This window comes from Microbacterium esteraromaticum (genome assembly GCF_017303215.1).
In the GTDB taxonomy this organism is placed as follows: Bacteria; Actinomycetota; Actinomycetes; order Actinomycetales; family Microbacteriaceae; genus Microbacterium; species Microbacterium esteraromaticum_C.
In genome coordinates this window covers 1-5,463 of record NZ_JAEMWU010000006.1, presented here as the reverse complement: position 1 = coordinate 5,463, position 5,463 = coordinate 1, and the positions used below count along the sequence as shown (strand labels likewise).

The window sequence follows — 5,463 nt, the reverse complement described above, 5'->3', positions numbered from 1 at the left end:
AGTCCGGCGGTGTCCTACTCTCCCACAGGGTCCCCCCTGCAGTACCATCGGCGCTGTGAGGCTTAGCTTCCGGGTTCGGAATGTGACCGGGCGTTTCCCTCACGCTATGGCCGCCGTAACACTATTGACATGTGTCGGCAACACACTCGTGGGTGTGTTGTTTGGTTCCGACCGTACGTCGAGAACCACAAAGTGGACGCGAAAAATCTTTGGAAAGAATGGTGTTATCAAGTCATCGGCTTATTAGTACCAGTCAGCTGCACACGTTGCCGTGCTTCCACATCTGGCCTATCAACCCAGTAGTCTGGCTGGGAGCCTCTCCACCCGAAGGTGATGGAAGTCTCATCTTGAGGCCGGCTTCCCGCTTAGATGCTTTCAGCGGTTATCCATCCCGAACGTAGCTAACCAGCGGTGCTCCTGGCGGAACAACTGGCACACCAGAGGTTCGTCCAACCCGGTCCTCTCGTACTAGGGTCAGATCCTCTCAAACTTCCTACGCGCGCAGCGGATAGGGACCGAACTGTCTCACGACGTTCTAAACCCAGCTCGCGTACCGCTTTAATGGGCGAACAGCCCAACCCTTGGGACCTACTCCAGCCCCAGGATGCGACGAGCCGACATCGAGGTGCCAAACCATGCCGTCGATATGGACTCTTGGGCAAGATCAGCCTGTTATCCCCGAGGTACCTTTTATCCGTTGAGCGACAGCGCTTCCACAAGCCACTGCCGGATCACTAGTCCCGACTTTCGTCCCTGCTCGACCTGTCAGTCTCACAGTCAAGCTCCCTTGTGCACTTACACTCGCCACCTGATTGCCAACCAGGTTGAGGGAACCTTTGGGCGCCTCCGTTACTTTTTGGGAGGCAACCGCCCCAGTTAAACTACCCACCAGGCACTGTCCCTGAACCGGATCACGGTTCGAAGTTAGATATCCAATATGACCAGAGTGGTATTTCAACAATGACTCCACCATAACTGGCGTCATGGTTTCATAGTCTCCCACCTATCCTACACAAGCCACACCGAACACCAATACCAAGCTGTAGTAAAGGTCACGGGGTCTTTCCGTCCTGCTGCGCGTAACGAGCATCTTTACTCGTAATGCAATTTCGCCGAGTTCGCGGTTGAGACAGTTGGGAAGTCGTTACGCCATTCGTGCAGGTCGGAACTTACCCGACAAGGAATTTCGCTACCTTAGGATGGTTATAGTTACCACCGCCGTTTACTGGGGCTTAAATTCTCAGCTTCGCCTTGCGGCTAACCGGTCCTCTTAACCTTCCAGCACCGGGCAGGCGTCAGTCCGTATACATCGACTTGCGTCTTCGCACGGACCTGTGTTTTTAGTAAACAGTCGCTACCCACTAGTCTCTGCGGCCACCACACCCTTTCCCCAGCAAGTGGGTATAAGTGGATGGCCCCCCTTCTCCCGAAGTTACGGGGGCATTTTGCCGAGTTCCTTAACCACGATTCTCTCGATCTCCTTGGTATTCTCTACCTGACCACCTGAGTCGGTTTGGGGTACGGGCGGCTTGAACCTCGCGTCGATGCTTTTCTCGGCAGCATAGGATCACCCACTTTTTATCCGCATCGTGTCTCAGCCATCATGAGTCACGGATTTGCCTATGACTCGGCCTACGCACTTGCACCAGGACAACCATCGCCTGGCTTGGGCTACCTTCCTGCGTCACACCTGTTAATACGCTAGCCGCACCAGCATAGGGTCGTGTGCTCCACCAGCCGGTGCCACCCGAAGGTGACGATGACTGGCTTTGGACACTTAGCATTACTGGATTAGCTTGGGCGGTTCTTCGCCGGTACGGGAATATCAACCCGTTGTCCATCGACTACGCCTGTCGGCCTCGCCTTAGGTCCCGACTTACCCAGGGAAGATTAGCTTGACCCTGGAACCCTTGGTCTTCCGGAGGACGTGTTTCTCACACGTCTTTCGCTACTCATGCCTGCATTCTCACTCGTGTAGCGTCCACGGCTGGTTCACACCGCCGCTTCACTCGCCACACGACGCTCTCCTACCCATCAACACGGCTGGACCACGAAGGCCTACCAAAAATGTCAATGCCACAACTTCGGTGGCGTGCTTGAGCCCCGTTACATTGTCGGCGCGGAATCACTTGACCAGTGAGCTATTACGCACTCTTTCAAGGGTGGCTGCTTCTAAGCCAACCTCCTGGTTGTCTAAGCAACTCCACATCCTTTTCCACTTAGCACGCGCTTTGGGACCTTAGATGGTGGTCTGGGTTGTTTCCCTCTCGACTATGAAGCTTATCCCCCACAGTCTCACTGCTGCGCTCTCACTTACCGGCATTCGGAGTTTGGCTGACGTCAGTAACCTGGTGAGGCCCATCGGCCATCCAGTAGCTCTACCTCCGGCAAGAAACACGCAACGCTGCACCTAAATGCATTTCGGAGAGAACCAGCTATCACGAAGTTTGATTGGCCTTTCACCCCTATCCACAGCTCATCCCCTCAGTTTTCAACCTAAGTGGGTTCGGCCCTCCACGACGTCTTACCGTCGCTTCAGCCTGGCCATGGATAGATCACTTCGCTTCGGGTCTAGGACATGCGACTGAATCGCCCTATTCAGACTCGCTTTCGCTACGGCTACCCCACACGGGTTAACCTCGCCACATATCACTAACTCGCAGGCTCATTCTTCAAAAGGCACGCTGTCACCCCTACTAAGGAGGCTCCAACGGTTTGTAAGCAAACGGTTTCAGGTACTATTTCACTCCCCTCCCGGGGTACTTTTCACCTTTCCCTCACGGTACTTGTCCGCTATCGGTCATCTGGGAGTATTTAGGCTTATCAGGTGGTCCTGACAGATTCACACGGGATTTCTCGGGCCCCGTGCTACTTGGGATACTCTTCACGCTGTGAGCAGCGTTTCAACTACGGGGCTGGCACCCACTATGGCTGGCCTTTCAAGACCATTCGTCTACACCGTCACATCACGTCGACCACTCGGCAGAATGATCAGAAAAGTCCCACAACCCCGGGCATGCAACACCTGCCGGCTATCACACACACCCGGTTTAGCCTCATCCGCTTTCGCTCGCCACTACTCACGGAATCACTGTTGTTTTCTCTTCCTGTGGGTACTGAGATGTTTCACTTCCCCACGTTCCCTCTACCCGCCCTATATATTCAGGCGGGAGTCACCAGGTCGCACAAACGCCTGGCGGGGTTTCCCCATTCGGACATCCTCGGATCAAAACTCGCTTATCAGTTCCCCGAGGCTTATCGCAGATTGCTACGTCCTTCTTCGGCTCCAGATGCCAAGGCATCCACCGTTTGCTCTTAAAGACTTGAAATCACATGAGAAGCCACCAGCCCAGGAAAAGACTGGCAGCAAGTATTCTTTAAGATGCTCGCGTCCACTGTGTAGTTCTCAAAGTACGGGCGGTCCCCCCACACCACCCCCACCAAGGGGGACGACGAAAGGGGCCACAAGGAAACAGAACAACCCACCCCACAACAGGGAAGGCCGGCCCGGTCCCTCAGGACCCAACAGCGTGCAGGCCCCCAGCTCATCCCCCAGCCCGTTCCCACCGCAAGCGGCGTACTAAAACCAGAAGACTCACCAAGAGCCATGTCAAATGTTCCACCCATGAGCTCCGGTCACACACATTCGGTGTGAATCCGGCTCTGTCGGTCCCGAAGAACCGCAGTGCTCCTTAGAAAGGAGGTGATCCAGCCGCACCTTCCGGTACGGCTACCTTGTTACGACTTAGTCCTAATTACCGATCCCACCTTCGACAGCTCCCTCCCACAAGGGGTTAGGCCACCGGCTTCAGGTGTTACCGACTTTCATGACTTGACGGGCGGTGTGTACAAGACCCGGGAACGTATTCACCGCAGCGTTGCTGATCTGCGATTACTAGCGACTCCGACTTCATGAGGTCGAGTTGCAGACCTCAATCCGAACTGGGACCGGCTTTTTGGGATTCGCTCCACCTCACGGTATTGCAGCCCATTGTACCGGCCATTGTAGCATGCGTGAAGCCCAAGACATAAGGGGCATGATGATTTGACGTCATCCCCACCTTCCTCCGAGTTGACCCCGGCAGTATCCCATGAGTTCCCACCATTACGTGCTGGCAACATAGAACGAGGGTTGCGCTCGTTGCGGGACTTAACCCAACATCTCACGACACGAGCTGACGACAACCATGCACCACCTGTTCACGAGTGTCCAAAGAGTTGACCATTTCTGGCCCGTTCTCGTGTATGTCAAGCCTTGGTAAGGTTCTTCGCGTTGCATCGAATTAATCCGCATGCTCCGCCGCTTGTGCGGGTCCCCGTCAATTCCTTTGAGTTTTAGCCTTGCGGCCGTACTCCCCAGGCGGGGAACTTAATGCGTTAGCTGCGTCACGGAATCCGTGGAAAGGACCCCACAACTAGTTCCCAACGTTTACGGGGTGGACTACCAGGGTATCTAAGCCTGTTTGCTCCCCACCCTTTCGCTCCTCAGCGTCAGTTACGGCCCAGAGATCTGCCTTCGCCATCGGTGTTCCTCCTGATATCTGCGCATTCCACCGCTACACCAGGAATTCCAATCTCCCCTACCGCACTCTAGTCTGCCCGTACCCACTGCAAGCCCGAGGTTGAGCCTCGGAATTTCACAGCAGACGCGACAGACCGCCTACGAGCTCTTTACGCCCAATAATTCCGGATAACGCTTGCACCCTACGTATTACCGCGGCTGCTGGCACGTAGTTAGCCGGTGCTTTTTCTGCAGGTACCGTCACTCTCGCTTCTTCCCTGCTAAAAGAGGTTTACAACCCGAAGGCCGTCATCCCTCACGCGGCGTTGCTGCATCAGGCTTCCGCCCATTGTGCAATATTCCCCACTGCTGCCTCCCGTAGGAGTCTGGGCCGTGTCTCAGTCCCAGTGTGGCCGGTCACCCTCTCAGGCCGGCTACCCGTCGACGCCTTGGTGAGCCATTACCTCACCAACAAGCTGATAGGCCGCGAGCCCATCCCCAACCGAAAAATCTTTCCACCCACACACCATGCGGTGATGGGACATATCCAGTATTAGACGCCGTTTCCAGCGCTTATCCCAGAGTCAGGGGCAGGTTGCTCACGTGTTACTCACCCGTTCGCCACTAATCCACCCAGCAAGCTAGGCTTCATCGTTCGACTTGCATGTGTTAAGCACGCCGCCAGCGTTCATCCTGAGCCAGGATCAAACTCTCCGTAAAAAACGATGCATACCCACCCACCGGGAAAACGGCGAACAGGCAGCGAGTTCAATCATGACCAAAAAACGAACATCATTGCTGACATTCACATATAATTTGATCCAAAGGAATTCTCAACCAGCCAAAAAGACTGGACGAGGATAATTTGGCATTTGACAAGTGCACGCTGTTGAGTTCTCAAGGATCGGACGCACCCACACACCAACCAACAAAGGCCAGACGCGCAAGGCAACTTCACAATC

3 rRNA genes are annotated in these 5,463 nt (G+C 55.0%); all 3 read right to left on the bottom strand.

The annotated features are described in order from the left end of the window. Nucleotide 1 precedes the first annotated feature (1 nt). Nucleotides 2–118, bottom strand: a 5S ribosomal RNA gene (gene rrf / locus JF543_RS14305). A gap of 105 nt (nt 119–223) precedes the next feature. After that, a 23S ribosomal RNA gene (locus JF543_RS14300) occupies nt 224–3,329 on the bottom strand. Nucleotides 3,330–3,696: 367 nt separating this feature from the next. After that, a 16S ribosomal RNA gene (locus JF543_RS14295) occupies nt 3,697–5,221 on the bottom strand. Together the 16S, 23S and 5S rRNA genes form the textbook arrangement of a ribosomal RNA operon. Nucleotides 5,222–5,463: the final 242 nt, after the last annotated feature.